Here is a 2,917-nt window from a genome sequence, read left to right as displayed (position 1 = left end):
TATGGCCTCGCAGCCGTTCGTCGCCGTGGCTATCGACAACTCGACTGGACCAGGCGTGGCGAAGCGGGTCCTGCTGACCGACTCCGTCCAAAACACGGTTGCCATCGTGGACGTGTATTGCAAACGGGTTGCACCGGAAGGCAAACGATGCCGGTTGGTCTCCCGTTCGGTTTAGGCCAACCTATGGCCAGCGTGTGATCTCGATGGACGGAGGGCGTGAAGGCGCCATAGCCGCCTTCACGCGAACGGATCAGGTAGATCAAGCGGCCACTGGTATAGCCGTGTTCGTCTGAGGCACACGCTTGAATGCCGGATGCTTAGAACGGGTGCTGCCGGTAAAATTGCTCGAGCTGCCGATAGACGTCTGGCAAATGCTGGTGCAAGGCTGCCGGCGTTTCGAAAAATTGCTCGCTGGCCACCGCAAAGAACTCGGCCGGGCTTTCAAGGGCATACGGGTCAATCGGTAGGTCCGCCCCGTTGCGTCGTTCATCCTGCAGGCGATCCCACGCGGCTGAGAAGACCTGCGACCACACGCGGCGATCCATACGCCGATGCAATGGCGGAAAGCCATTGGCGTCGCCGTTGAGCATATCGAGCTTGTGTGCCATTTCGTGGATGACCACGTTGTGCCCGGGTTTCGTCCCTGTCTTCAGCACATCCGCCCATGACAGGATCACCGGTCCGCGTCCCCATGCCTCACCGGCCAATATGTCATTGGTCTGGTGAACCACCCCCGCTGCGTCGATTTTTGGACGGCGTGGAATGAACGCATCCGGGTAAACGATGATGCTGTACCAATCGTCGTACCAATCGAGGCCCAGCTTCAGGATAGGTACGCAAGCGTGGGTCGCGAGCAAAACACGGTCGGCGTCGTCAAACTGCAAACCCTTGGCCGGCTCCAGCGATTTGTTGTCCAGGAACAGCGTTGCCAGCACGCGCAGCGTGCCCTGGTCGGAGGCGCTCAGCCGACGCGCTGGAGTACATCGCTCCAGCGCCTCTCGCCAGAGCGATTCGGCGATGGGGTGCCGAGCGACGATGCGCCGTATGCGCCAGTCTTTGATTTTTTTGAACATGGCCAGATAGTGGAGGGCGTCGTAGCGAAAGCAAGAGCCGAGCGCAGAACTCGGAGTCGAATGGCGCTGGGCTAAAGGGGGGGCAGGGAAGTAGCGTGCACTTTCTAGCGCGTTTCGCGAGGGCGCTTGGCCGGCTCTGGCATAATCTTGCCGATTCAAGCTATAGCGCTTGATCGCTTCACAGGGATGGGCATGACGGAAATCACGGTTCAAGTAGCTCAGGATTGCGACGTGGCGGTGATCGGTGGAGGGCCGGCCGGTAGTACGGCAGCCGCGATGCTGGCGCGCATGGGTCATAAGGTGATCGTACTGGAGAAAGACAGGCACCCACGCTTTCATATCGGCGAATCATTGCTACCGATGAATCTGCCGCTGTTCGAGCGACTGGGCGTGATGGAGAAGGTGAGGGAGATCGGCGTATTCAAGCCCGGCGCGGATTTCGAAGCCGACAATGAGCGCGGCTACAACACCTACGCATTCGCGCGTGCCCTCGGCAACAGCCCACCGCATGCTTATCAGGTATGGCGGCAGGACTTCGACAAGATGCTCTACGACCACGCACGTGAGTGTGGCGCGGACGCGCGCGAGGGCCATGAGGTAAGGCAGGTCGTGCAACAAAGTCCGCGCGATTCGTTGATCGAGGTGGGCACCGATACCGACGAGACCTATCGCATTCGTGCGCGTTACGTGATGGACGCGAGTGGCCGCGATGCATTTCTTTCGTCGAAAAAGAAGCTCAAGCGCAAAAACGATGAGCACCAAAGCGCAGCGATCTTCGGTCATTTTCTCGGCGCCCAGCGCCGTCAGGGCGAAGATGCCGGCAACATCAGCATCTACCGCTTCGAGCATGGCTGGATGTGGATGATTCCGCTGCCGGGCGGTGTAATGAGCATCGGCGCGGTATGCCGCCCGGCGTACTTGAAGCAGCGTAAAGGGCGCAAGGTCGAGTTCCTGTTAGAGACGCTGCGTATGAATGCCGAGCTATGGCAACGCGTTGAGCGTGCAGAGTTGATCGGCAATGAAGTGCGCGTCACCGGCAATTATTCCTACGACTCCACGTGCATGGGCGGTCCGGGCTGGGTGTTGATCGGTGACGCATTCGCGTTTCTGGACCCGGTGTTTTCTTCGGGTGTATACCTGGCAATGAGTGGCGCCGAGCAGGCCGTGGCGATGGTCGACGAATCACTGCGCCATCCACAGCGGGAGGCGCACCTCCTGCGCCGCCTGGAACGTCGCCAGCGCCGTGGCATGCGGCGCTTTGCGTTCTTCATCTATCGGTTCAACAGCCCGGTGATGGGCGAGATGTTCCGCGAGCCGCACAATATTTGGCAGATAGAGCAGGGCGTGATTTCCATGCTGGCTGGCGATGTATTCGACTCGCTCAAGGTATGGAGCCGCATCAAAGCATTCCAGCTCGTTTATATGATCAGTGCCTTGTTCGACTGGCGTAACTGGCGCTCCGAGCGCAAGTGCCGGCTTGAGCAAGCCCGGCAGCAGTTCACGGGTGGCGATACGCCATTGGATAAGGTTTAGCTGGGTGTAAAAACGGGGTCAGTTCACTTATCGACGATATGCATGCTTGTAAGTCAATCTAACCCCGATTGCCTTTGGCTTTCATCAAGCTTTGGGATTACAGTCCCTGGCTTTTGCTCAATCCGTGCAATAAGCCGTCAACGGATTGCTCGTAACCTCACAGGCTTTAGCGCCCTGTGCGTGGATCGTCAGCACGTTGTCGGTTTGCTTGTACCTGCACACCAGGTATGGATCGACGCCGGTCAGGTCCCAGCGATCGGCGGCTTTTCCTGGGACAGGGACAAGGTTGGCCATTTGTTCTGGTGGGCCGT

At 59.0% G+C, this 2,917-nt stretch carries 3 protein-coding genes; 1 reads left to right on the top strand and 2 read right to left on the bottom strand.

What is annotated here, in order from left to right; all coding sequences use genetic code 11:
• Nucleotides 1-317: 317 nt before the first annotated feature.
• Nucleotides 318-1,073: a M90 family metallopeptidase gene (locus VMA74_RS00890; protein WP_325363878.1), complete on the bottom strand. Its 756-nt coding sequence runs from the start codon at nucleotides 1,071-1,073 to the stop codon at nucleotides 318-320.
• Nucleotides 1,074-1,235: 162 nt separating this feature from the next.
• Here VMA74_RS00890 and VMA74_RS00885 point away from each other — a divergent pair, with 162 nt between their 5' ends.
• The gene (locus VMA74_RS00885; protein WP_414649532.1) at nucleotides 1,236-2,606 is read left to right on the top strand and encodes an FAD-dependent oxidoreductase; all 1,371 of its coding nucleotides are present in this window, start codon (nucleotides 1,236-1,238) and stop codon (nucleotides 2,604-2,606) included.
• Between the two features lie 117 nt (nucleotides 2,607-2,723).
• Here the strand turns inward: VMA74_RS00885 and VMA74_RS00880 are convergent.
• Nucleotides 2,724-2,917, bottom strand: a 194-nt coding sequence (locus tag VMA74_RS00880; protein WP_325363875.1) for an STY0301 family protein, incomplete at its 5' end; no start/stop codon positions are given.

The sequence above is a fragment of the Dyella sp. genome, assembly GCF_035508675.1.
Classification (GTDB): domain Bacteria; phylum Pseudomonadota; class Gammaproteobacteria; order Xanthomonadales; family Rhodanobacteraceae; genus Dyella_B.
The sequence above is the reverse complement of the archived record's forward strand: the minus strand, read 5'-3'. Positions and strand labels throughout refer to the sequence as shown.